Below are 24,766 nucleotides of genomic sequence, written 5' to 3' on the forward strand. Positions count from 1 at the left end.
CAACCGCTCCATTTCTTGTATTGTGAGGTTATGTATGTGAAACGATATCGACATTTATACTTGTTAAGTGGTATATTACTCATTTGTTTTGTCGTATTATCATTTTCGTATCATACCGCTTGTATTGAGAAGTTTGATGATGTGATTACAACATTTATCCAAAGCTTCCGAAATGAATATTTGACGACTTATTTTATTTGGATGTCTTATATTGGCTCTAAAAAAGTCTATTTTCCATTGCTTATTATCATCGTAATGTACTTTCTCATCCGAAAAAAGTTGTTGAGTGCGTTATTTTTAATGATTAACTATTATGGATCTCGTTATCTTAACAGTATGCTTAAGCTATGGTATGAGCGTCCAAGACCTGATGTATCACAACTTGTCACAGCGACTGGATATAGTTTCCCAAGTGGTCATACGATGAATGCGACGGCATTTCTAGGGTTTATCGCCTATGTGACGATTACGGAACATCGTATTGCACTGCATAAAAAAGTGTTAATTATTTTTACAGCCTGTTTCGTAATATTTTCGATTTCTGTTAGCCGTATCTATCTTGGCGTGCACTATCCATCTGATATATTAGCTGGATGGGCAGCGGGGGGAAGTTGGCTTGTTTTATGTATTATTTTTCATCAAGCATTCTTAAAAAAAGAACCTATAATATCGAAGTCGTCAAAGAAGTGATTACTTTGAAAGATAACATGCATTTTTATCGTAATGTTAAGGATAGAAAGGAGTCCATCATCTATATACAGTAGGTGATGGACTCTTTTTTCTTATGAAGTAGACTTTTTCAATGGTTTCATGGCAGCATAGGTTCTTTTTGCATCGGTTCAACATGAATATGAGTATATAAAATTCCGAATTTCTGTTGTAACATGTCTTCAATTGCGTCCGTAATATGATGGCTTTTGTTTACGTCCATATGGGCATCTACTTCAATTGTAATATCAACATACGTTTGATTTCCATACATACGAGCCCGAATATCAACGATATGTTCAACCCCTGGAACAAGTTGCACTGCTTGAGAATACTCTTCCATTTTTTCAGGATCAATCCCATCTGTTAACATATGAGATGTTTCTATAAAAATATCCCATGCTGTTTTACAAATTATAAGTCCGACAAGTACCGCTGTAATCGGATCAAGAATAGCCATATGGAATTGTGAAGCAACAATTCCAACGACTGTACCAATACTAACGAGTGCATCTGATAAATTATCTTTAGCAGCGGCTTCTAATGCTTTGCTTTTTGTCCGCTTTGCAATTTTTTTATTATACATGTATACACCGTACATCACGATAGCACAAAAGAAAGCAACCCACGCAGCGATTACATTAGGTGCTGTTTGCTTAGGATTAAAAAATGATTGAATAGCGCTAATAATAACTTCGAATCCAACGGATGCCATAATAAAAGAAGCTACTAATGAAGCGATTTGTTCTGCGCGAGAATGCCCATATGGATGATCATGATCACGAGGCTTACGCGAAATTTTCAGTCCAATTAAAACAGCTAGTGAAGCACCGATATCTGTTAAATTATTTAAACCATCTGCACGTAATGCGCTAGATAGAGCGATATAACTAATGATAATTTTTATTGCTGATAAAAATATGTAAGCAACAATGCTAACAATAGCCCCTTTATCAGCTTCTTGATTCGAACATGAATTCATAAAAAGCACTCTCCTTTCTGTAAAGAAATTCCTTCTATCAATAGAGTATCAAAGGAAAGTCGTGTGGGTCTATACAAACATTGTTGACGTTTTATAGCTTTTTGAGCAGGGGATAACAAAGTTTCACAAGGGAAAAATCTGTTGAAAAATCCAAATAAAAAAACCACTGAAACAATATGTTCCAGTGGCATCTCTTATCTTAGTATGCTTCTAAAAATTCAGTAACTTGTTCTTCTGTTTTCGCATTTGCACTATGTAAATGACCTAACTTCTCACCATTTTGATATACAAGTAAACTTGGAATACCCATTACTTGATACTCTTCTGCAATACTTGGAAACTCATCTTTATTAATAGCGTACCATTCAAACTTATTGAACTCTTCCATTACATCCCCAATAAAATGATCCATACGTACACAATCTGGGCACCATGTAGTAAAAAACTTAACAACTACTGGATCTTCGCTTGCGATAATGTCTTTGAATTCTTGTTCTGTTTTGATTTCTTTCATGTTTTTGTCTCCTTTCAATCGTATACGAATTCGCTAGTATTTTTATGCAAAATTCGTATTTGCAACCATTTTGCAAACATTAGTGTTTTTGAAATAGATTATTTGCAAAATCCTCCACTGCTTTTCCTTGAAGTCCTGGTACAACATGAGAGTAGGTGTCCAATGTGATGCCTACTCGTTTATGCCCTAATCGTTCACTCACAATCTTTGGATGAATACCTTGTTTCAACATCAATGTCGCATAGGTATGTCTGAGATTATGGAACCGAATATCAAGAACTCCACTTTTCTTTATAAGCTTTTTCCAGAGCTGTGTCAAACTTTTGAAATTACAAGGTTTTCCGCTTGGAAGTAGGGCATACTAAATCATAGTCCTTGTATAAGTTGGCGTATCGTTCTTTTTCTACATGTATTCGCTTATATTGTTCTTCTAATGCGTGTAGTGTAATTTCAGGAAGTACAATTAGACGTTTTCCTGTAGCTGTCTTTGGCTCATAAAATTCTTCGGAGATATGAGAAAGGGAACGGTTCACGGATATTGTTCTTCTTTCGAAATCAATATTCTTCCATTGAAGTCCTAATATTTCTCCTTTACGCATACCACAAGTAATCACAAGTAGATGTACAACGCGTAGTATCTACTTGCTTTTGTGTGTTCCAAAAAACGGAGAACTTCTTTCTTAATTCAGTCTATATAAATAAATTGAAAAAGAGGTGGGAAGAGCCAACAAACATGTGGAAAATAAGAAAGGGGAGGAAAAATGCCTGAGTTAATTGATGTAAAAGATCTGTCGATGAAGAATTTATTTAAAAGTACGAAAAGTTCGTTTTCTATTTCATTCATAAAAAATATGGTCACAGATTACAAGCGATAAAAGACGATACAGGTGTTGAATTTGAGGATCTAGTGCAATGGCATGGTTGCACTAATGAAAGCAAGAGAACAATTCAAGCCGGAGCTTGGTTTTAAATTCCTTACGTTTGCTGCACCCAGAATAGTTTGTGAAATTGGTAATGGGATCTGGAAGACATAGAAGTTGAAAATTGAACGAACAGTATATTATGCGAAGGGAAAAATCTTGAAAAATAAGTTGTCAGAAGAATCGGTGGACCATATTAGCAAAACTTTGGATATGGGTCATGGACTTGTTGAGGCTGCTCAACCGGGGACATTCTCTTTAGATAAAGTTATCTATCCAGCTGACAACGGTGAAGGGGTAGATGTAGAAAGTACAGTGGAAAATAAAGTGATTCTTCATTCTTTTTTCGATACATTACAGCATAGCGAATTGATTGTATGGGACATGCATTCTAAGGGAATAAGGCAAGAAAATATCGGAAAACGTATAGGGAAATCACAGGTTCAAGTTAGTCGGATTGTAAAACGAATGAATAAGAGAGCAACGGCTTTTGGGTAGCAGCAAGGGGGTGCGAAGTAAGACTAGAGCGTTATTTGAAGGAGTGTGATAACTGAAATGCCAAGGACATATCAGCTATCACTGAAGTAGTTCTTGAATCTTCTTATTAAGTTTTTAATTTGGGTTTTTGCTACCATTTTGAGAAGAGAGTGTGTCAAAAATTAATCCGAACATTGCTCCGATTAAAGTCGGCAAAATTATACTCCATGCTGCGAATGACATAAGTACCCCTTCTAATAATAAAATGTTGTAACTATTGATTTTATTGTATCTGAATATTTGGATTCATTATATGAGGAAGGTTAGAAAACTAAACAAAATTCTTATTTTAGTTTAGCATTTGCGTTTACAACATGAAGATGAACAAGGTTTGTGATGAGGTTTAGGACAAGGGATGAAAGGAGCTTTGGAAGTAGGACAAGGACATGCGATTGGAGGAAACTTACAATGACGTTTAGAGCAAGAGCACGGCTTTATTTTTTTACAAACGCAGTATTCAGTTCGATAGCAACGGTCTTTCATAAAAATATTACCCCCTTTTGTAATAGATTTATGATAGTATATGTAATTTGAAGCAAAGCGCTTGTTTAAAGACCTAGTATTAGATGTTTTAATAGATTTTGATTTGTTTTAAGAGACAAGAATTCATAAAAAATATATATTCTTGAAAGAATAATAGTATCAAACTATTTTCAGACATGTATAACAAAGCATGCCATGCTTACAATAATGGGATTGTAACTTAAAGTGATAGGTATAGTATGAATATAGTTAAAAACGTTATGCAGGCTAAGTCTGAGATAGGGCTTAAATATTAATATACGAGGGGAATGGATATGAACTTATTAGAGCAATACATCAAAGAATGGATTAGTGAGTGAGGAACCTTATGAAGCAGATTGGACTAAGGAATTGGAAAAAGAATTTGTGAAAGTTAAAACTGATTGCTATGGAAGTATCAAAACGAAAGAAAGAATCTTTGAAAAAGAGAAATGGGAGAACTATAAGGAGCAAGGTTACTTTATGGAATAAAAAGAGCAGCTAGCAAAAGCTAACTGCTTATCTAAAGAAATCAGAGAAAAGATTACCGTGTCATTTACAATATTGACAGAATATAGAGGTTTATTCTAGTTGTTCAAACATAGTTAAAGAAAGAATATAACGAATAAAAATTATTCTTGTCGCCTATTTCTGTATTTTATTCACAAATAGTTCCGGTAGCTATTCCGGTTGGAGCGACACCTACTGGGACATTAGTGATAACAGTATTAGTAGCAATATCAATAACAGAAACTGTATTACTAGCTTGGTTTGTAACATAGGCACGAGTGCCATCAGGTATGATGGTTACTTGATCTGGGGATAGTGCAACAGGAATTGTATCGATTACAGTATTTGTTGCCACGTTTATTACTGATACATTATTGCTAACTTTATTTACAACGTAAATAAGAGTGCCATCAGGTGTAATATCTATACCAACAGGTTCGGTACCTACGTTAATTGTATCAATAACGGAATTGGTAGCGGTGTTAATAACAGAAACAGTACCGCTGTCTTGATTTGTGACATAAGCACGAGTCCCGTCTAGAGTGAAGACGATTATCCTAGGACGAACGCCAACAGGAATGGTAGCGATAACAGTATTAGTAGCAGTATCAATAACAGAAATTGTGTTACTTAATTCATTTGCAACATATGCAAGGGCTCCATTTGGAGAAACAGTGACCCCTTGTGGATCGATGCCAACAGGAATGGTAGCTACAACGGTATTAGTAGCGGCATTAATAACAGAAACAGTATCATTACCATGATTTCCAACATACACAGTTGTGTTATCTGGAGAAACAGCTACACCAATTGGATTAGTGCCAACAGGAATGGTAGCTACAACAGTATTGGTAGCAGTATCAATAACGGAAACAGTATTAGAGAAAATATTAGTAACATAAACACGAGCCCCATTTGGAGAAACTGTTACTTCAAGAGGTGCATTACCTACAGTAATCGTATCGACTACCGTATTTGTTCCGGTGTCGATTACAGATACTGTATCATCCGTAGGGTCGTCAATGGTTCCTGCATTTGTAGCATAAACAAGGAAATTACATGCAGGCCCGGTCGGCCCAGTTGGCCCGGTCGGCCCAGTCGGCCCAGTTGGTCCCGTTGGGCACTCACAATCCCCTGTTGGTCCGGTAGGTCCCTGAGGCCCTTCAGGTCCTTGGATTCCTTGCACACCTTGAGGTCCTTGAGGCCCTTCAGGTCCTTGGATTCCTTGCACACCTTGAGGTCCTTGAGGCCCTTCAGGCCCTTCAGGTCCTTGGATTCCTTGCACGCCTTGAGGTCCTTGAGGCCCTTCAGGCCCTTCAGGCCCTTCAGGTCCTTGGATTCCCTGCACGCCTTGAGGTCCTTGAGGCCCTTCAGGCCCTTCAGGTCCGGTCGGCCCGGTTGGTCCTGTAATTCCGACTCCCGTTCCAGTCGGTCCGGTCGGCCCGGTTGGTCCTGTAATTCCGACTCCCGTCCCAGCAGGTCCGGTTGGCCCGGTCGGTCCTGTAATTCCAACTCCCGTTCCAGTCGGTCCGGTTGGCCCAGTTGGTCCTGTAATTCCAACTCCCGTCCCAGCAGGTCCGGTCGGCCCGGTCGGTCCAGTCGGCCCGGTCGGCCCGATACTACTTAATAGTGAACTATTCAAGACTCCTTGTAAAATTAAGTTGAATGCTTGTTGTAATAAAGAATCTGGCAGGTTTGAACAACTAATAAGTGAAGATAAATTTTGGAATAGAAATTGAAATAATGCTGAAATTTGAGTAAGAGACGCAGTAGGTAAGGAATTGATTAATTGATTTATGGTTCTTATAACTAAATTTCTATTTGGTGTATTTGGTTGTACTGCTATTAATAAATCATTTAATGCCTGTAATGCTGATTGAAGTGTTTGTATAGTTGCCGGATTCGGTGTTGTAAAAAAAGAAAGGATAGCTTGGTTTAATTGGTTTATTATTTTTAATAATTCTTGCTGTTGAGAAGTTGAGAAAAAGACAGGTGTACAACAATTGCTCTGATCACAAGGGGATATAGAAATAAAGCAGGGGTGCTGAAATTTATCACATGAATTGGGTGAGCGTGATTTTTGATTATGTCTCATAAATACCTCCTTTAAAAAATTTTTTCAAACTGTTAAGTGTGTCTTAATTAGTTATACTAGTAAATCAATTTGAAGCATTTGAGGGTAGGTGTTTCATATTTTTCTTTTAAAGTATATGTGAACAAAATGGAGATGTTCCTATGGGACATAGCATAGGGAAGGGAATTAAGGCTATAGGGTGAAATGGACAAATAGTTGTACTTTATAAATTGAACAAAATAGTTATTTTGGAGGGGGAAAAAGAGATGAGTACAGTTACTAATCATGTACTAAGTCAGATTAATGAAGAAGGGCAACAACAAGGAAATGATGCTTATGCGTTTTTAACAAACATCCTCCTGTGTCCGTTTCTATACAAACAGCTTGAAGATGAGGTGATTTTAGAAAAACAAACAGATTAAGATGAAAAGTTGTTTGTTTTTGACCTGAATAAGTCTAATTGCATTGAGAATGGCAATTACTTTGAAATATTAATTTACAAGGAAGAGATAGACAGGCTAATATTGTATGAATTTGAGTGACTTATAACAAAAAACGCTATTGGGGTAGAAGGGAGACGCTACCATGAAAATACCGTGGAATGAACGAAGAGTCAAAGTATATATGCGATATGTAGAAGAGAGCGAAAAAAGGATTATGAAGTTGGAAAGTGATTATATAAAAGCACAGGAATCATTAAGAAAAATTATAGAACATATTGCACGTGAAAAATAAAGCAAACAGAATCTTCAAAAAGACTTGTATGATTGCGGTGGTTGGGATGAAGTAGACAAGCAATAAAAGAGCAGCTAGCAAAAGCTAACTGCTCGTATTGGAGGCCAATCTGAATGAACTTATGGCATACAGCTCATCAATAAACAGTATTGACGGAATATTAAGTTTTATACAGAGGGACAGAAATAGTATATGTACAAACTGTAGACTGAATTAGATAAAAAAATAACATAGTTGCAGCGTAGCAAGATAAAATTGAAATGATGGAAAACATGGTTTTTAGTTTTCGGTGTTCTTTTTCATCTTCCGTGGCAAACGAAATATATTTTCGTATTCCAAGTCCGAATAGCAAAAGGAATTAGTTAGAAGTTTATTAGTACTTATTGAAGAGCAAGACGATGATGGGAAAGAATTAAAGATACCATCTGATATCGATAGAAAAATAGCGGTTTACCATTTAGGATTATTGGAACAGGCTGGATTTACAGTTCATTAACTTGGGAAGGGCATGAGTTCCTAGATGCGATCAAAAATGATACGGTTTGGAATAATGTGAAATAGGTAATCAAAGAACAGGGAAAGTATCCCATTTGAGGTTATGAAAGCTCTCGCGATAACAGTATCAAAGGGAATATTTTTAGGTTAATCAGAAAGCAGCCATGGTCTGCACGACTAATCTTAGTATGTTTTCTTTGTTATATAGAAATTACACATTAAACGTGAAGTGGAACAAAATGGACATTTGAATGAAGAACACCTACCTTCCTTAAAATAACCTTAATTTATCTATAGATTTAATAATATCTGAAAAACTAAATGGTATAATTTTCTAAGAGAGCTTATATAAAGGTTATTTTAGAAAAGGGGTAGATGGAAAATGTTTTACAAGCTCAAATTTTATTTAGTGAGTATATTAATTAGTTCGTTTTTAGGCGGAATTATCATAGGTGCGAATTTCTTGGTCCATAACAGCTATAATTTAGTTGCAGGCAAAGAATATCATTTTAATATGTGGTCTTCTATTATTATATTTAGTGTCGTATTTATTTCGGGCTTCTCGTACATGTTGAAGAAGGGGCCAGATATACTTGTTAATGATTAAACCAATAGCAATTATAGTAGGCGCTGCCGTAATCTGGGTAGCGTCTTGTTTGTTGTTAAGGACAAATAAGGAGTGAGGGAATGAATAGCGATGATGTAAATTAAAAGTGAATACTATTTCATTTCCCATGCATACAACGAATTTTCTAACGGACTTTTCTTAAATCAGGTTCTTTTAAGTGCGACAAGCATGAAAATTTTGAAGGTAAGTGAAAAAATAGGGGATTAAATTAAACATTTATTACAGTCAAGAATATTTATAAAAATATGAGTATGAAACCAACTTTTGTAATCGTTCGCACATTAATCCACCGCAGCTTCTTGAAGTCCTAGTACAACATGAGAGTAGGTATCCAATGTGATGCCTACTCGTTTATGTCCTAATCTTTCACTCACAATCTTCAGATGAATATACCGTATTTCAACATTAAAGTCACATGAGCATGTTTCAGGTTGTGGAACTAAATATTAGGGACCTCATTTTTCTTTATGATCTTTTTTTGAAGCTGTGTCAAACTTCTGAAATTGTAACGATTGTTGTTAGAATTAATCATAGTCATGATAGTTATTTTCGCATCATTTTTCCAACATGATTTGAACTTTTTCATAGATGTTACTTCTTTATGACTTCGTTCTGTATTACTGTCATCAGAGATTGGGAAGGGATATAAAAAACATAATAATATATTATAATAATATTTTCACTTCACAAAAAAGGTTCTGCTGGAGACAGCAGAACCTTTTTCAAAATGGCAAAGAGTAACTCTTACCTTACTCTTTGAGAATATCATACACAAAAGTTAGATGAGTGTCTAGGTCAAATATTTACAATATAATTATTTGAATATACTACTTTTTAAAGGTTGACTGAGAAAAAGAGCAGCTAGCAGAAGCTAACCGCTCATCTCCAAGGGGGACTGGAGAAAGAAAAAAGTCAGAGGTCATTCAATGAGCTATGGCATACAGCCTATGTATAGTATTAACAGAATGCGAAGGTTTATACAGAAGAAGGGTTTTAAAATAGTATTTAAAAAATTCGTGTTGTATTTCTTGTGTTTTAGTATCCTTAGTTGCAAGAGGATATAAGAGATGAATACTATACTCTTAAACGTTTGTAAGACTTAGAAAGAAAATATTTGTTAGTGTAGAAAAAACAAAAGGTGAACTGGAAGAAAATAAATTAAAAGGACTTGCTGTCCGACGCAAGTCCTTTTAGAAAGACGACAGAGAAATAATATGGAGATTAACTATATAGTAACAAAATTCGTGAGGTAAATCCATATATTGGATGTTGAGAAAAAATTCTTCATCCAGGTAAAAAGAGAAATAGAGATGAGATTACAATATGAAAAAATAGTTATTTGAAATTTAATTTACTGATAGTAAACATTCCAGTAGATAGGATTCTTGCACCTACTATAGAGCCTAACCAATCTCTCCAAGTTAAGGTATGTAAAGGTGTATCTGTTAAATTGATCATTAAGAATATAATAAATATCGAAATACCGTATATGAAACATCCCCAAAATGATTGGCAAGCCTTTGAAATAGTGGATAGATGAATCTATTCATCTTTTTTATAATAGAAAAAGGTGTATTTGCTAAGTTTTAGAGATTAATATTATAAAAAGTAACATATTTATTTTGAGGATATCCTTTCTTTTTTCACCTTTTGAGAGGGACAAGCATATGATAAAGTGTAGGACAAGCTCACTCGCTTATATCCTATTCAATACTCATAAAAAACTCCTTATCATGTTAGCATCCAACTAGTGGATGCTTTTTTTTCGGAATGTTGAGAATGGAAAGGTGTCCATCACCTATGACAGTAGGCGATGGACACCTTTTTCTTATGAAGCGGGTTTTTTATTGTTTTACAGCATGAATGTAGTGAATCGTTTCAAAGGCAGATAGATAATCTTGTCGATTGCGAAAATAAAGCTCATTGATTTGAGTTGGTGATAAATGTTCATAGATGAGTAAACCGGATTTTTCTAACATCTTCTCCATTTCAGAATAAGAAAAGCACGATTTCATCGGTTCACCGCCCGCAGAAGCCATTTTGATCATATTTTCAACTCTATTAGAAATCCCTTTTGTTTCAAAGAGTTTTTCATCTGCATAATCAAACACAATAGAACTTCCCGGTGGAACGATAGTAAATAGATCATGAATCAAATTCGACATTTCTTCTTTCGTTAAATAATAAGAAACACCTAAAAGGCTAAAGAACGTTTTTGTACGACGAAATCCTTCGGCTATTAGGTTTGGATACATAAACTTTTTCGTAAAGTCCATAGAAACAAAGTGAAGATTACTAGGGATTTTCAAATCTGTTTCATGTAATCGTTTTATTTTAAAAGTTTGTGTAGCAGGGTGATCAATTTCAAATATTTTTAAGTTGTTTTCCAGTTTTGGATGTCGAAAGCTAAAGGTGTCTAATCCAGCTCCAAGTATGACATATTGTGTTAATCCTAATGTGATTTCGTGGAGTAATACTGCTTCACAATATGCAGCACGTGCTAATGGTGTGGGAGAGAGTTGCACTTGGGTAATCCATTTTAATAGTTCTTCTGTATTTCCGTTCAATTTTTGCGCAATATCTTTGTTGAAGAATTGTATACCTTGTACCATGTTTTCTTTGATCATATTGTATTCTTGTGCAGAGATTAACTCTTTTGCTATATCATCATGAAAAATTTTCGGTGTATCAAATTGACTATGATACGCTCTGCTAAAAGCTGCTACTAATGAAGTTATACTGGATGCGTTTTTTTTCATCTCAACACACTCCTTTTTAAAAACAAAAAATAAGATTCTCCTGGCCGGGAGAATCTTATTATAAACCTAAAATAATTAAATGTAAATTATAGCATAAAATAATTTTTTTGTCAAATATTTTGATTTTTGATATGCGAGGTAAAATTTGCTTAAAGAAAGTCATTAAGAATAAGACAAAACTCGTAAGTGAGAGGCGAGTTTTGTCTTAATTGTGCTAATGATTAGTTTTTGTTACTTTTGTTTCTTTTGCTTATTAGGTGTAATTTCATGAGCGAATTCCGTATTTGCAAAGTTTAATTTAGCTGGAGTAAAAGTTTTTGTCGTATTTTGAACACTTTGAAACAACCGTTGAATCGGTTTCTTTATATTTGAATTCCGTGTTGCAGCTACACTGAAAATGGTTCCTAATCCTAATAAGGAAAACCATATCCATCCTCTATTATTTCTTTTATTTCTAAACAAGTTAAACATTTGTGGCGGTCTTCTTCCAGAAGTAAATAATGATGTGACGAAATTAAGTATATTCATCTCTTTGCCCCCTGTAAAAGTATAATTAGAAAAAGAATTGTCAGTTCTATTTCACATGATTTATCTTGCAATATTTTATAAAAATTTATGATACCAACTTATAGTAATGTCTTCGTTTTTTTTTCTAAAATCTTAAGATTTCCTAAATATTTTCCATAAAAATATGCAAAATAGTTTTATCAATATTTCAAAAAGGGAAATGAAAACAAGATGAAAAGTTATGTACTAACGATTTGGAATTTTATTGATCCAATCTATTACAAATTTACGCGATTAACTTATATTCATAAGGGAACTTGTGATGACAATATTTTGCGCGTGAGGCTTACGCGTTACAAAGGAAAAAATATCACGCTTTCAGATGGTACACAAATCAATAAAAATGATACTTTGATTAAAATTCATTTACACAATGTTCGTTTATTAAATGAAATGAAGTCGTTTGAAAATAATATTAAAAAAGGAAAGTTCATTTATCAATATGTCAAAAAGTCCTTACCAGATCTTGCATTATATATTCAAAATCATCCTAAGGCAGATAAAATTAAAGGTATAATTGGAATTACTATGTTAAATCGGGGCGCAGATCGATTAGGATTTGAATTTGTTTCTATTTCGAATCCTCTTTATAAATGGTTTAAATGGATAGCATTTATACCAATATGTTTATTGTCTGGTAATAATTCGATTATAAAAATGATAAAGAATAATATATCTTCTTCTCCTCAATATTTATTTATGTCAAAGGAAAGTTTATTGGAAAGATACCCTTATAAATCCTTACATGAAGTCTCTAAAAGAAGATAGTAGAGCAACATAAAATTCTATATTCTAATTGTAGAGTAAAGATAGAAGCTGTTAACGAAATCTGTTAACAGCTTTGATTGTCTATACTGCATGTAGTTCTTTATTTGTAGTTGAGATTGATAGTTGATGCAATGTAATTTCTGGTCTACTGCCCACTCGAATATTTACTCCTGTTTGCCCAAGTCCCTCATTAATATAAAAAGGTTTCCCATCTTGCGTATGAAGTCCTTTTATCATATTCATTCTTGCAAGTTTCCCCATCTTCACAAGGTGATAGGCCTTTGGATAACAAATTTGCCCACCGTGGAAATGACCAGCAAGTAAATAGTCAAAATGATATTCTTTCATATGAAGAACGATATTTGGATCATGAGTTAATACTAAATTTACGCCTTGCTGAATCCCTTTATACGAGGCTGTTAAGTCACTGCGTTTCGTACTAAAGTCATCAATACCAATAATATTTATAAGTTTACCTTGAACATAAATGATATGATTTTCATTTTGCAGTACTTTACAGTTATATTGTTCGAGTGTTTCTTTTAATGTTTGTAAATCTGTTTCGTGCAGCACATAATCATGGTTACCAAAAACGGCGTATATACCATACTTTGCGTGTAATTGATTTAATACTTCTAAATAGGGAGCAAGTTTCGGTATAGTACGCTTACGGTCAAGGAAATCTCCCGTAAGTGCAATGAAATCAATTGATTCATCTTTTAGTTTGTCATAAAGCTGAGATGGGGAAATAGAAATATTTTCGAGATGCAGATCGGAAAGGTGTAGAATATTTAATTTTAAATCTTGTTCGTGAATGTACTTTTGATTGATTTGAACTCTATTCATAACAACATCAGCTGTGTTTTTATGAGCTTTTTTGAAAAGGTAGAAGAGAGCAATAAATAAAATAGATAGTAATAAAATTTTCATTTCATCACTCCTTTTATAAAAAATTATACATGAAAAATCTTTTCATTTTGTATGTAATTTATGGAACAAGAACCATCATTCATTACTACTAGAATAGAAAAGAAAAAGTGCTACATAATAAAAAATGAACGAAAAATATATCATCAATTGTTATGGCAAGAGGTGCTGTATGGAACAATATGCAACGCAAAAAAAGATCTTATTTTTACCATTTTTACAAATCCCATCGGGACATTATCAAGTTGCAAATGCATTAATCGAGGGAATACAGAACGATCAACTTCATATAAAATGCGATCAAGTTGATATTCTCTCATATAGTTATGGGAAAGTAGAGGCATTCGTTTCTAGCATTTATTTAAAGTGGATTAAGACACTTCCTAATTTGTACAACAAGATATACAAAAATTTTGTTTACAAAAACGAAGAAGAGCAGAAACGTTATCGGTTATACGAAATTTTGTTTGTCCCATTCATGAGAAAGTTAATAAAAGAAAAACAACCTGATTTGATTGTTTGTACGCATGCATTGCCTTCATATATATTAAATTATTTAAAAGAAAAAGGTGAACTGAAAATCCCTGTTATCAATGTATATACGGATTACTTTATTCACCAGGGATGGGGGATTACACATATTGATTTTCATTTTGTTCCATCCCATTATATGAAAGAGTTTTTACAAAACAAAGGGATACATAATGAACAGATTTTTATTACAGGAATTCCTATTCATAGAAAAATAAAAAAGCAAAAAGAGCATATAGAAAATGTTCCATCTTCTACACTGTCAGTCTTAATTACCGGTGGAAGTTTAGGAGTTGGAGCCATGGAAGAATTAATTGACCAAATAGGAATGGAAACAAGCATTCATTTTTATGTGTTATGCGGGAAAAATAAAAAATTATATCAAAAAATTCAACGATTACAACGAGAGTATATTATTCCTTTACCATATATTAAGAGTAGAGAAGAAATGAACAAACTTTATGATCTAATAGACGCTATTATTACAAAGCCTGGAGGAGTTACAATTAGCGAGAGTTTATTTAAAAGAAAACCGATTTTTATATACCATGTATTACCGGGGCAGGAGGAAATTAATTTGCAGCAGCTAAAAAAGTTAGGCGTAATCATCCCGCTGAACAAGGTGACAGGTAAAAAAGAAACTCTTGAGGAGCAATTATGCTCCTTTTTTCAAAATAAAAATCGTTTCCAACGTTATCAAGAATGTATCACAAACTATCAGCAACAGCTCATGATGAAGGAGCCGTCACAAATTCTAAAAGAATTAATTAATAATGATATGGCCGAATAAAGCTTGCTGCTTCTTTTATGAAAATAAATGAAGTGATTGTGCTATTCATTGTATGTTATGAAATGGATAATTCGTTTTAATTATATATTTTTTATATAAAATGATTTTATGAGGTGACATTTCATATGGAGAATATCGGACAAATTACCATAGAACTTATAGTCGGTTTTTTCGTTTTATTAATTGCTACTAAGTTGTTAGGGAAAATGCAGATTTCTCAACTGACTCCCTTTGATTTTATTTCTGCGATTGTTCTTGGTGAACTTGTTGGAAATTCTATTTATGATCCTAAAGTGAAGGTATGGTCTATTTTATACGCTGTATTTATATGGATCATATTAATTTATACGATAGAAGTATTGACGCAAAAATGGCGAAAGGCAAGAAATATGTTTGAAGGGCATCCTTCTATCCTTATACGAAATGGACATATTGACAGAGAACAGTTAAGTGCGAATCACTTAGACTTGAACCAGCTACAACAAATGTTGCGACAACAAAAAGATATTTTCTCGGTTAGGGAAGTAGAGTATCTGATTTTAGAACCAAATGGGAAAATAAGCGTCATAAAAAAGCCGCAATATGCATCTCCTACAATTAAAGATTTAAGTTTAAAACAGAAAGCTGTATATATGCCGATTTCATTAATCAGTGATGGGGAGGTTATTAAGGATAACTTAAGAGAAGCAGGGTTTGATGAAAATTGGCTTTTAAAACAGATCGAACAAAGAGGGGTTACAAAGTTTCAGGATGTATTATATGCAGAATGGAAGACAGATGAAGGGTTTTTCTGTCAAAGAATGGAATGACCATTGCGGATTCCTAAAACAAGAAAGCTGGAGCCTCTAGTGATAGATGAAACGAGATTGCCGAGTATCATTGTAGCTTTCTTATGATGGGAAAAGTAAAGTTGTTCATTCAAACGGCCTCCGTGTAGCGTAATGATAGGGAAGGCGGAGTCACATGTGGAACTACATAGCATATCACAAAAATCTTCTCTGCGTCATGCATTTACTTGTCTTTTTCTTTTATTTCAATGAATAAGAACGTGGGCGAAATCGCATACTTCTATTTCAGATGGGAATGATACCCATTATAGTATCTGAAAGAAAAAGGGGAGAATCTCAATGAATTACAGGATCTTTAAAAGTATTAATGGATTAGCTGGTCGTAATTCGAGCTTGGATGCATTTATGGTATTTATTTCGCAAAAATCTCGATTTCTTTACATTCTTTTATTACTTATCATGTGGTTTAGAAATAATGGATGCCGAAAACGTATATTGTTTGCCGGTATATCGGTAGGAGCTGCTTTATGTGTAAATCGTTTCATTCAGTTTTTTTATTTTAAACCACGTCCATTTATTGTACATCCTGTGCGTTTACTTATTCCAGCTAAAAAGAATTCTTCATTTCCTAGCAAACATACAGTTGTGGCATTTGCCTTAGCGACTTCTATCTTACTGCGTGAGCGTTTATTTGGAGGTGTCATGTGGATTTTAGCCATTTTAACTGGTTTTTCAAGAATTTGGTTAGGGCATCATTATCCATTCGATATTATAGGAAGTGCCTTCATTGGAAGTTCAATTAGTGTAGCTGTTGAGAGAATAAAACATTTATATGGAAAGTGAATGATACAGAAGTTGAATAATAGAAATTGAGGGGTTGGATTTTCTATGCTGTGTGGTGGTCTCAAGTATTAGTGCTATGAAGAGAATATGATATAAATGGATATAATGATTGAACATAAAAAAGAATCCCATTTTAGGATTCTTTTTTATGTTCAATCATGTTTTATTATGGGTAGCCTGATTTATGAGGGATAGGAAGAAATTTCATTGCCTTTTATTAGCGATAAGACAATGCTTGTTTTCCTAACGCTTCCCAAGATTGTATAAACGTTTTTTTATTCACTTTATGTGCTTTCTTTGCAGTTAAAGGATCATGAATGTAAACATACCCATCCTCAAATCCGATTAGTACAACGGCATGTAAATCTAGAGGAGTTTTAATCTGCTTATTCCCATGCTTCCAAGATTCCCATCTATCTGGAAGTTTGTAATCTCCTGTTGTCCAAACGACTACAGGCCTACCTATTTTAATTTGAGCAAGCACATCATCAAATGTTTTTCCTGTTAAGTTCACTGTACGATTGGGGAGATAATGCTCCATCAATTCTTGTAAAGGTCTAGCATAGACAGCATATCCTTTCCGTTTTCCGGTTATATCTCCCACAAAACCTTTTTGAGGATCTCCCCATTGAATAATATCTCCATTTTTACCTATCAAAATGGGGGTAGGATCTTTTTTTACGCTGTTAGCTAATTGTATTTTATTTACTTTCAGGCCTGCATACTGTAGTACCATTGCTAGGCTTGTCACTTCACAGCCATATTTTAGTTCTGGTTTTTGAGGTATTAGTGGTACATCTAAAATGATTTTATGTTTAATGGAAGGAGCTGAAGGCTGCGAAGAATCTGTTTGAGATGTTCGATAATTTACATTCTCTATCGGTTTACTTCCTTTATCTGAAACATCAAATTGCTGTTTTTCTATCGGAGGGTGTTGCGTAGAACAGCCTGTTAAAATCGAGAACAATATATATAAAATAAAAAGCTTCTTCAAATGATTCACCTTCTTTATGTCATAATATTTCATGAAACATTATTTTTTATTTAACTATTTTCTTTCTAAATATTTCTTAGTCCATAAGGCTAAAAAGCATAAAAATGAAATCGCGTTCTGTGCTATAAACGGTACAGAAAAGAAACATATTTCTTTTCATAAAGGTGAATGATAAAAACTGAAGTAGATTGAAATAAGTCGCTTATATAAGAGAATTACAAACAATCGAGGTGATCCCATACATGCCAATGTTAGATGTAGACGGTAGTAGTCTTTATTATGTAGTGAAAGGAAAAGGGACTCCTATTCTTTTTATTCATCCGCCGATATTGACGCATTCAAATTTTGAGTATCAAATAGAGGAGCTATCTAAACATTTTAAAGTGATCGCTTTTGATATTAGAGGACATGGGAAAAGTCTTCGTTCAAAGGAACCAATAACCTATTCATTAATTGCGAAAGATATGAAAGCTTTATTGGATCACTTAAAAATAAAAAATGCTTTTATATGTGGATATTCAACAGGGAGCTCTGTAGCACTTGAGTTCTTGTTAACTTATGCAGAAAGGTCCTTAGGAGGCATACTAATAGGCGGAATGTCAGAGGTACGTCAAGGATATTTAAAAAATAAAATCTCTCTTGGTGTAACATTAGCAAAGATAAAAGCCATTTCATTTTTAGCATTTGCTATTTCGTGGGGAAATTCTAATAAAGTGACATTGTTTAAAAAATTGTTTCGAGAATCTCGAAATGGTAATGCGAAAAATATTGAGGAATATTATCGTTATAGCTTGCGTTACAATTGTACCCACCAGCTTCAGAATATTCATCTACCGGTGTTATTAGTTTACGGAGAAAAAGATAAAACATTTTATAGTCATGCGAATGTATTACATGAAAAGTTACCGTATAATGAACTGAGATTTATTCATCATACAAAGCATCAAATCCCGACAAAAGCAGCTACAGAGTTGAATCAAATGATTGGGAATTTTATTTATACCCACACAGAAGCTCTTGAAGAAAAGGTGCTTTCTTAAATTATAGTATGGAAAGTATGTCAGAGAAGAATGTATATTTGCGTTAAGGAGCTGCACCGATTTATTCTTCACTTCTACTATAAAAAATAGTATCAGAGACCATAGCCGTGGTCTCTGATACTAATCTTAATATGTTTTTGTTATTCATTCGTATATACGGATATACCTTTGCAATTCATATATAAATGGAATAAAGAGAAAAAGGACAGGGGAGACTAGACTTATATGAAAAGGTGTATCAAAAAACTTCTGTAAGGAGTAACATAAATGAAGCATGAAGAAGTGTTTAAAATTGAAATTTCTGTAGGTAGTGAATTGGTAGCAAAGCACGAAATGAAGGCGTATGATGTTAAAGATGTGATTGAAAAGCTAGCTCATACATATTTAGATAATGATAAAGAACGCTTTGATGAGAAGTAAGGAGCGTGCGTTTATCCCACAATTTTTTAGGGCATGAGGTGATAATCAGTGGGGGAGGAAGAAAATCCCCACTAATTAAAGCTTCACTTTATTGCCAAGATGGATAATGAGCCTAAGATTTCCAGATATATGGCTAGGTTTGTCATACATAATACTTGCGCATTTCTATATATCGTTGCCTTTTCTTTGTTTAAGGAGCTAGGGTCAATGAAAAATGATTTGATATACTTGAAAGCCAAAGTATATTCCGTATCCAATTAGCGATAAACCCGATAAAATTGTTAGTAAGGATAAAACACGTAAGTTCAGTATATTACGAAAAGAGCTGGATACAGCGGCCATAGTAATATCCCATAAAAAAATTCCTAAAATAATGCCTAGGCTATAAAGAAGCAGATGATCGTTGTCGTATGAAGAAGCGGTTTTTGCTAATATGGAGCCAAATATACCAATCCAAAATAAGATGCTGATTGGATTGGATAAAGACATGAAGAAACCAGAGAAAAAAGTTTTTATAATGGATTCTTTGCTTTTATGATTCGTAATTGTAATTTCATTGGCGGATTTTAAACTTTCTATTCCTGTATAGAATAAAACAAAAGTTCCGAAAGACCATAAAAATAGTTTTACGATATCGGTCTGAAGAAAGTGGACAACTCCAAAATAGATAAGCATCATATAAATAAGATCTGCGATTAAGGCGCCAATTCCTAGCACCCAAGAATGAAAAAATCCATATTTAATCCCTTTGTCCATTTGTGCGGCATTAATAGGCCCAATTGGAGCTGATAAGGATAAACCTAAAAAGATATAACTTAAAAAGATACTCATACAGACAAGCTCCTTCCATCTCGGATTGCTGAATTTTATGTATACTTATTGGTATTCGGTTATGTATGTTTGTACAACTAAATAATATGTCAAAAAAACCAGATTGTATCACAAACAAACAATACAATCTGGTTTTTCACATATAATTTTCCGACAGAAATTTTCTTCCTATATGATGAGATTCATTATGACTTATTGTTATTTAAATACTTCATGGCTCTCGAAAAGGGACATTTTGATGGAATTGTTTCATCATCACGTAAAAAATATTGCTGCCATTCATAGTTTTCTTTTTCACCATACCATTTAAGAGAAGGATGGATTGGAGCTGTATCATAAGAGTGTAAACGTTTTCGAATCGCTTGTTTCAGCTTTTCGCTTAGCTTTTTCGATTTCATTATTTCTTGTAATACCCACCTTGGGGTAATGGCAAGCATCATACATGGGAAATATCTACTTTGTCTTTTAACATGAGCGGGAGTAGCGCAGTAAACAAAATATGGTTCTTCATGAAAGCAAAATTCCCACGTGTTCTTCATAGGATCGCTTGGAACATGTTCAGGCCATTCTTTTTCATCTAATTTACTTGTTTGGTTAAGAAGAGACCAATACCAATTTTCATAGTCTGTCACTGTAGCTTTTGTAAGAATTTTTGTTGGGGTTTCAATAAAAACAATAAGAGAAGTATAATTACCTAAATCCTTAGATTGTTTTACGTATGCTTTTAGTAAATGAGCCAGCTCTTTACTAGTAGCCTCTTTTCTAGGATCACCAATAAATCCATATCGCAAATGATTAAATAAAAAGCCTTTCTGTGCAGGAATACAAGGAAAAGGCTGGTGTGTGTTTGTCATTTTAAGGACAAAAGAATGAAATACGTCTTGCTGCCACTTCGGGACATTAGCACGATTTTCTTGTAACATCTCTTTATCATAAAGTATCATCACGTTTTATCCCCCTATATGCAATACAATAATATATAGGGTATTAATGAAGGTGAAATAGGTGACTGACTATAGAAGCATTTGCACGATCATTATTGCTTTGGAGGATGTAACAGATGCATGGAAATTTAGTGGTACAACGTTCCTTTTTTCTCATTTGTAACTAAAATGTTTATAGCGTAATGAGAAGGAGGGATTGTGATGGAGAATAAAGAAGAAATAACGTTTATCGATTGTAAGGGTAGCGAGATAAGTATAATGATTGACACTAAAAAGAAAAACAGCATGATGCCGAGAAAATGGATCAATAGTTGGTAAATATGTTTAATAAATCATAACGTAGCATTTGTTATATAGAAAAGGAATCCAATTCGGATTCCTTTTCTAGTTAGTGTGTGAGTTAATAAATAGATAGTAAGACAATATAATATTACATTTTAATATTATAAAATTCAATAGGAGATTGTAAGGAGGAGCCATCTTATTTAAGAAAATTGTCATTCTGTATGGACGAGAAATAAGGTTCTTTACATCATTTTTTCCGGTGTTAACGGACAGCGAGATTGACTTAGAGAAAAGTAAGGAAGATAGGTAGAAGGAGGACTCCAGTAAAAGGAGCTATGTTATGATTTATGCTTTTGAACAATCTTATTCATTTCTAAATTGAACTACCTTATGAGGAGGGAGTCTTACTGCCCGTTGATGCGGGGCAAATTTTGCTGGCAAATACAATCGCAAATGTAAACCTGAAGAAGAATCCGCTTGTTGCAAAAGACTAGTATCACTCATATGAAATCAATGTATGATTGGAAGCGAATAAGGAGAATGATTAGTTAATCTGCTGTGGACTTTAGAAAATATGGAATGAAGAAAACTTCTATTAGATTGAATATAGAAAGTCCTAGCTATTGTCAAGCTAGGACTTCTAGAGGATAAAACTGCAAAAATAATGCGGTTTGGACATTAAAAGTTTAACATATTAATAATAAAAATCAATATATAGATTTTATGATTTTGCGAACAAAAATAGCGGCTATTTTTTCTTATAGATGTGTATCTAGCATATGTATCAATGTATTTTTATAAATGAAAAGCAGCTAGTTGATCGCTAGCTGCTTGGCCCCAGGGAAAGGGAGAAAAAAGATTAGGTACTCACAAAATCGACTATAGCTGTTTTACAGCTTATTTATATAATGCTCAAAATTTTAATTATTATACAGCTTTTTGAAAATATGTATTTGAATATATCTTCAAGCAGTTCGATGTAAGGCTGTATATTTATAAGAATAAGAAAGAGAGAACCAGTATCCCACCTATAATGAATCCTATACATAACGTAGTGTATTTTAGAAAAATCTTCATCGTATATACATCCTTTTTCTATATAGTATGGGTTAGTTATGATATTTTTATGAGTGAAAAGTACGTATTGTAGATTCAAAATGCTTCAAAAAAATAGTCAAAGTGTAGAAGTGACACAACAAATGAGATGTCTGGAAGAAAGCGAAAAAAAGATGAAACTTTATTGTTATACAATGAAAAAATGCATATGAAGAATTGCATATAAAAATAGATTGTAGTTTAACAGGTTGTTCATTATAATTTTTACATCAATATATTTATATATAATAAATAAATAAAAGAAGGTAGAGGATACAATGAGAACGGTTTTAAAAGGAATATTTCTTTCTACAGTTGCACTTACAATTTGTACAGGAGTAGAGGGAGTAGGATTTGGAAAGATTGAAAATACAGTGTATGCGAGTGAAAAGTATTATGCAGATCAACAAGTAAAAGTGAATGAAAAGCGACTGATTATAAAGTTAAAAAATGATAATCAATTCCCTTATGAAGATGGAATTGAGAAACGAATTATAAGTGAAAAAAAGGATGTAGCATTAGGTGAATTTTTTGATGAATTTCCAACATTTACATTACAGCGTTTATTCACATCTTTGAATCCAAATGAGATTCGAAATATCGATAAGAATGCAACAGGGCATGATGATCAATCATCTGCTAGATTATTAAACTATTATATGTTACAAGTACCTAATGATATAGAAGAAAAAAGTGTATTAAAGAAGCTAAAAAAATCTCCTCTTATAGAGGATGCGTATGTACAAGAAAAAGGACAGTTAGCACCACCTGAAATGCCTAATCATCTTTTCCTTCATCCATATGACGATCCTAGATTTGGAAAACAGGGATATCTTGCAGCAGCACCGTATGGAATTAATGCGACTTATGCATGGAGTATTAAAGGTGGAGACGGAAAAGGAACAACCTTTGTAGATATGGAATATGGCTGGTTATTAAATCATGAGGACTTAGTACAACAAAAGATTGAACTGATGTCTGGTCAAAATATAAATCAGCATGTAGGTCATGGAACCTCTGTATTAGGAATTGTTTCCGCGGTAGATAATGAGATTGGTAATATAGGTATTGCACCAAAAGCAAAAGTGAAAGTAATCTCTCAAATACGCAATAATGGTGATTATAATACAGCTGATGCGATCGTGAGCGCTGTGAATGATTTACAACCTGGCGATGTTTTATTACTAGAGGCACAGTCTTCTTATGATGGATATGGAAATAAATATTTACCTGTAGAAGTGCAACCAGATGTATTTGATGCGATTCGTGCTGGAACAAATAAAGGAATTGTCATCATCGAGGCAGGGGCCAATGGCGGGAATGATCTTGATCAATTTCGGAACAGAGATGGTAAACAAGTTTTAAATCGTAATAGTCCGGATTTTAAAGATTCAGGTGCTATTATGGTAGGAGCAAGTTCATCAACATTTCCACATAAACGTCTATGGTTTTCTAATTATGGAAGCAGAATTGATACATACGGATGGGGAGAACATGTAGATACAACGCATGCGGAACCAAGTAGAGAGGCAACTAACTTGTATACATCTTCCTTTAGCGGAACATCGAGCGCTTCGCCGATTATTGCAGGGGCAGCTACATCATTACAAGGCATCGCCAAAGAACATTTAGGACAACCGTATACACCGGAAGAGTTAAGAGACATTTTAAGTAATCCTAGTACTGGAACACAGTCTCAAAATCCAGTTACAGATAAAATAGGAGTTTTACCTGACTTGAAAGCAATCTTATCTAAGCTAGGGTTTCATCCAGAAAAATTAGAATCAGAGGGCGCTACGCATCAACAAATGGTACAGAGCGTAGAACAGGAACCAAATAATCAACTAACAGAAGCAAATGTTTTGGAGATGAATAAGACGATAAAGGGAAATTTGAACGATCATGATCAAGTTGATGTATATACTTTTAACATGAGTTCGCCGCAAAATATAGAACTTTCTGCATCTAATGAACAAAACATTGGAATGACATGGGTTCTTTATCATGAATCTGATTTGCAAAATTATGTAGCATATGGTCAAAATGATGGCAACGTTATTAAAGGGACATATAGAGCAAAACCAGGGAAATATTATTTGTATGTCTATAAATATGAAAATAGAAATGGCGCGTATACATTACATTTAAAATAAATTCTATACGGTTTTAAACAAGTAATCCCATGAATGATTCATGGGGTTTTTTATGTATGTGACACAGAGCGAGATATGTGAGGTAGCTCTTTGTATACATTGTAAAGTTAAGTTGTTCCAAATTGACTTTGATCTGCTACATCAGAATCAAACGTATTGCTTGCACGAACATCATTAACAGTATTAACGACAACCGCCACATTAGAAGAACCTGAACCACTATCAGCTTTTGTATTTTCTTTTGGCGAGACATTATAAAAATCACCTGAATTGAAGGAGCTATTACTATTTTGAACAACTAAATCTGCTATGACTGAAGGCATTTTTTTACCTGCTTTATAAATAGTAATTAAATGTATAGTATGATTTGTTCTTTAGAAATGTTCGTAAGTATATTCAGGCGATAGGAATGTTAAAGGATTTAATT

23 protein-coding genes and 3 pseudogenes are annotated in these 24,766 nt (G+C 33.8%); 13 read left to right on the forward strand and 13 right to left on the reverse strand.

The window, feature by feature from the left end:
* Window positions 1–36: 36 nt before the first annotated feature.
* Window positions 37–690: a phosphatase PAP2 family protein gene (locus MR056_RS02320; RefSeq protein WP_140388418.1), complete on the forward strand. Its 654-nt coding sequence runs from the start codon at window positions 37–39 to the stop codon at window positions 688–690.
* A gap of 118 nt (window positions 691–808) precedes the next feature.
* Here the strand turns inward: MR056_RS02320 and MR056_RS02325 are convergent, their stop codons facing one another.
* The 4 genes and pseudogenes from MR056_RS02325 to MR056_RS22380 all read right to left on the reverse strand — a co-directional run.
* Window positions 809–1,690, reverse strand: a complete 882-nt coding sequence (locus tag MR056_RS02325) for a cation diffusion facilitator family transporter (protein WP_012094191.1) — start codon at window positions 1,688–1,690, stop codon at window positions 809–811.
* Window positions 1,691–1,889: 199 nt separating this feature from the next.
* On the reverse strand, window positions 1,890–2,204 hold the full coding sequence (locus MR056_RS02330) for a thioredoxin family protein (protein ID WP_012094192.1): 315 nt from the start codon (window positions 2,202–2,204) through the stop codon (window positions 1,890–1,892).
* A gap of 79 nt (window positions 2,205–2,283) precedes the next feature.
* Window positions 2,284–2,653, reverse strand: a pseudogene (locus MR056_RS22375) (tyrosine-type recombinase/integrase).
* Between the two features lie 21 nt (window positions 2,654–2,674).
* Window positions 2,675–2,803: pseudogene (locus tag MR056_RS22380) on the reverse strand (site-specific integrase); the annotation flags it as partial.
* Between the two features lie 438 nt (window positions 2,804–3,241).
* On the opposite strand from MR056_RS22380, the gene MR056_RS02340 reads away from it, so the two are divergent.
* On the forward strand, window positions 3,242–3,622 hold the full coding sequence (locus MR056_RS02340) for a hypothetical protein (protein WP_087098622.1): 381 nt from the start codon (window positions 3,242–3,244) through the stop codon (window positions 3,620–3,622).
* 1,198 nt (window positions 3,623–4,820) lie between these two features.
* Here the strand turns inward: MR056_RS02340 and MR056_RS02345 are convergent.
* Window positions 4,821–6,767, reverse strand: a complete 1,947-nt coding sequence (locus MR056_RS02345; RefSeq protein ID WP_210351568.1) for a YVTN family beta-propeller repeat protein — start codon at window positions 6,765–6,767, stop codon at window positions 4,821–4,823.
* Window positions 6,768–7,012: 245 nt separating this feature from the next.
* On the opposite strand from MR056_RS02345, the gene MR056_RS02350 reads away from it, so the two are divergent.
* From MR056_RS02350 to MR056_RS02360, 4 genes are all read left to right on the forward strand, one after another.
* Window positions 7,013–7,168 (forward strand): hypothetical protein, encoded by a 156-nt coding sequence (locus MR056_RS02350; protein WP_176371932.1) that lies wholly within the window; start codon window positions 7,013–7,015, stop codon window positions 7,166–7,168.
* Window positions 7,169–7,331: 163 nt separating this feature from the next.
* Entirely contained in the window at window positions 7,332–7,481 is a 150-nt protein-coding gene (locus MR056_RS02355) for a hypothetical protein (protein WP_176371933.1), read from the forward strand.
* 480 nt (window positions 7,482–7,961) lie between these two features.
* Window positions 7,962–8,042: a DUF2513 domain-containing protein gene (locus tag MR056_RS22520; RefSeq protein WP_375293707.1), complete on the forward strand. Its 81-nt coding sequence runs from the start codon at window positions 7,962–7,964 to the stop codon at window positions 8,040–8,042.
* A gap of 316 nt (window positions 8,043–8,358) precedes the next feature.
* Window positions 8,359–8,583: a hypothetical protein gene (locus MR056_RS02360; protein ID WP_087098628.1), complete on the forward strand. Its 225-nt coding sequence runs from the start codon at window positions 8,359–8,361 to the stop codon at window positions 8,581–8,583.
* 302 nt (window positions 8,584–8,885) lie between these two features.
* Here MR056_RS02360 and MR056_RS22385 read toward each other — a convergent pair.
* The 3 genes and pseudogenes from MR056_RS22385 to MR056_RS02375 all read right to left on the reverse strand — a co-directional run.
* Window positions 8,886–9,106, reverse strand: a pseudogene (locus MR056_RS22385) (tyrosine-type recombinase/integrase); the annotation flags it as partial.
* Window positions 9,107–10,448: 1,342 nt separating this feature from the next.
* Window positions 10,449–11,363 carry a class I SAM-dependent methyltransferase gene (locus MR056_RS02370; RefSeq protein WP_048722905.1) on the reverse strand — a complete coding sequence of 305 codons (915 nt, stop codon included), beginning with the start codon at window positions 11,361–11,363 and terminating at the stop codon, window positions 10,449–10,451.
* Window positions 11,364–11,594: 231 nt separating this feature from the next.
* Complete coding sequence (locus MR056_RS02375) at window positions 11,595–11,891, reverse strand: hypothetical protein (protein WP_087098632.1); 297 nt, start codon at window positions 11,889–11,891, stop codon at window positions 11,595–11,597.
* A gap of 210 nt (window positions 11,892–12,101) precedes the next feature.
* Here MR056_RS02375 and MR056_RS02380 point away from each other — a divergent pair, with 210 nt between their 5' ends.
* Window positions 12,102–12,698 (forward strand): YkoP family protein, encoded by a 597-nt coding sequence (locus MR056_RS02380; RefSeq protein WP_012094197.1) that lies wholly within the window; start codon window positions 12,102–12,104, stop codon window positions 12,696–12,698.
* 81 nt (window positions 12,699–12,779) lie between these two features.
* Here the strand turns inward: MR056_RS02380 and MR056_RS02385 are convergent, their stop codons facing one another.
* Window positions 12,780–13,628, reverse strand: a complete 849-nt coding sequence (locus MR056_RS02385; RefSeq protein WP_012094200.1) for a metallophosphoesterase — start codon at window positions 13,626–13,628, stop codon at window positions 12,780–12,782.
* 169 nt (window positions 13,629–13,797) lie between these two features.
* Between MR056_RS02385 and MR056_RS02390 the strand changes: the two genes are divergently transcribed.
* From MR056_RS02390 to MR056_RS02400, 3 genes are all read left to right on the forward strand, one after another.
* Complete coding sequence (locus MR056_RS02390; RefSeq protein WP_087098634.1) at window positions 13,798–14,946, forward strand: MGDG synthase family glycosyltransferase; 1,149 nt, start codon at window positions 13,798–13,800, stop codon at window positions 14,944–14,946.
* A 125-nt stretch (window positions 14,947–15,071) separates the two neighbouring features.
* On the forward strand, window positions 15,072–15,755 hold the full coding sequence (locus tag MR056_RS02395; protein WP_087098636.1) for a YetF domain-containing protein: 684 nt from the start codon (window positions 15,072–15,074) through the stop codon (window positions 15,753–15,755).
* A 318-nt stretch (window positions 15,756–16,073) separates the two neighbouring features.
* On the forward strand, window positions 16,074–16,577 hold the full coding sequence (locus MR056_RS02400) for an undecaprenyl-diphosphatase (protein ID WP_087098638.1): 504 nt from the start codon (window positions 16,074–16,076) through the stop codon (window positions 16,575–16,577).
* A 217-nt stretch (window positions 16,578–16,794) separates the two neighbouring features.
* On the opposite strand, the gene MR056_RS02405 is transcribed toward MR056_RS02400, so the two are convergent.
* Entirely contained in the window at window positions 16,795–17,571 is a 777-nt protein-coding gene (locus MR056_RS02405) for a C39 family peptidase (RefSeq protein ID WP_140388419.1), read from the reverse strand.
* A 242-nt stretch (window positions 17,572–17,813) separates the two neighbouring features.
* Here MR056_RS02405 and MR056_RS02410 point away from each other — a divergent pair, with 242 nt between their 5' ends.
* Together MR056_RS02410 and MR056_RS02415 are read left to right on the forward strand one after the other, a co-directional pair.
* Window positions 17,814–18,611: an alpha/beta fold hydrolase gene (locus MR056_RS02410; protein WP_087098642.1), complete on the forward strand. Its 798-nt coding sequence runs from the start codon at window positions 17,814–17,816 to the stop codon at window positions 18,609–18,611.
* A gap of 267 nt (window positions 18,612–18,878) precedes the next feature.
* Entirely contained in the window at window positions 18,879–19,031 is a 153-nt protein-coding gene (locus tag MR056_RS02415) for a hypothetical protein (RefSeq protein WP_176371934.1), read from the forward strand.
* 204 nt (window positions 19,032–19,235) lie between these two features.
* Here MR056_RS02415 and MR056_RS02420 read toward each other — a convergent pair whose 3' ends face one another.
* Entirely contained in the window at window positions 19,236–19,862 is a 627-nt protein-coding gene (locus MR056_RS02420) for a LysE family transporter (RefSeq protein ID WP_012094208.1), read from the reverse strand.
* A gap of 185 nt (window positions 19,863–20,047) precedes the next feature.
* Window positions 20,048–20,809, reverse strand: coding sequence for a YqcI/YcgG family protein (locus MR056_RS02425; protein WP_041809703.1), 762 nt, complete (start codon window positions 20,807–20,809; stop codon window positions 20,048–20,050).
* Between the two features lie 1,655 nt (window positions 20,810–22,464).
* On the opposite strand from MR056_RS02425, the gene MR056_RS02430 reads away from it, so the two are divergent.
* Entirely contained in the window at window positions 22,465–24,339 is a 1,875-nt protein-coding gene (locus MR056_RS02430) for a S8 family peptidase (protein ID WP_087098644.1), read from the forward strand.
* Between the two features lie 107 nt (window positions 24,340–24,446).
* Here the strand turns inward: MR056_RS02430 and MR056_RS02435 are convergent, their stop codons facing one another.
* Entirely contained in the window at window positions 24,447–24,662 is a 216-nt protein-coding gene (locus tag MR056_RS02435) for a spore germination protein (protein WP_087098646.1), read from the reverse strand.
* Window positions 24,663–24,766: the final 104 nt, after the last annotated feature.

Origin of the sequence: Bacillus cereus group sp. BfR-BA-01360, from assembly GCF_022663595.1 — a bacterium.
Taxonomy (GTDB): domain Bacteria; phylum Bacillota; class Bacilli; order Bacillales; family Bacillaceae_G; genus Bacillus_A; species Bacillus_A cytotoxicus.